Source organism: Mesorhizobium sp. M7A.F.Ca.CA.004.06.1.1 (genome assembly GCF_003999135.1).
Classification (GTDB): domain Bacteria; phylum Pseudomonadota; class Alphaproteobacteria; order Rhizobiales; family Rhizobiaceae; genus Mesorhizobium.
Window position 1 is genome coordinate 3,404 of sequence record NZ_RZPQ01000514.1, and the last position, 898, is coordinate 4,301.

An 898-nucleotide genomic window follows, 5' to 3' on the forward strand; every position below is an offset into this window, starting at 1 on the left:
CGCCGTGCTGCGCAACCTCAGCCTCACCATCGGCCAGGGCGAAGCCTATGGGCTGGTCGGCGAGTCCGGTTGCGGCAAGTCGACAGTGGCGCTCACCGTCGTGCGCTATCTGCCGAGAAATGGCTCGATCACCGGCGGCGCGATCTCGCTCGACGGCCAGAATGTGATGAAACTTGACGCCGAAGCGCTCAGGCGGGCGCGCGCGGAAAGCGTCTCCATGGTCTATCAGGACCCGGGCAAGGCGCTGAACCCATCGATCCGCGTCGGCCGTCAGCTGACCGAGATTTTTGAACTCGGCGGCGTTTCGGGACGAGCGGCCACTGACCGGGCGATTGCGATGCTGAACCGAGTGCGCATCTCCGACCCGACAAGTGTCATGCAGCGCTACCCGCACCAGCTTTCCGGCGGCATGCAGCAACGCTTGGCGATTGCCATGGCGCTGGCCAACGATCCGTCGATGCTGATCCTCGACGAGCCCACCACCGGCCTCGATGCGACGGTGGAGGCCGAAGTGCTCGACCTGATCGCACAGCTCAGGCAGGAACTGTCAGCCTCTATCCTGTTCATCAGCCACAACCTCGCCGTCGTTTCCAACATGTGCGACCGGGTCGGCGTGCTCTATGCCGGCATGCTGGTCGAGGAAGGACCAACGGAGGTCGTGTTCAACGATCCGCGCCACCCCTACACGGTGGCGCTGCTGCGCTGCCTGCCGCGCGGCGGCCAACGCAAGGATCAGGGCCGGCTCGACACCATTCCGGGTTTCCTGCCCGGCATCGGGGCCGACATCAAGGGCTGCGCCTTCGCCGATCGCTGCGCGCTCGCCGACGATCGCCGCCGCAGCGAATTGCTGCCGCTCTATGATCTGGGCGGCCGGCTGTCGCGCCGCTTCCATCACGAC

1 protein-coding gene is annotated in these 898 nt (G+C 65.9%); it reads left to right on the forward strand.

All coding sequences use genetic code 11. The features are described 5' to 3' along the window. Nucleotides 1–898 (forward strand): ABC transporter ATP-binding protein (locus EN906_RS24645; protein ID WP_245484325.1); only part of this gene is annotated, 898 nt, incomplete at both ends.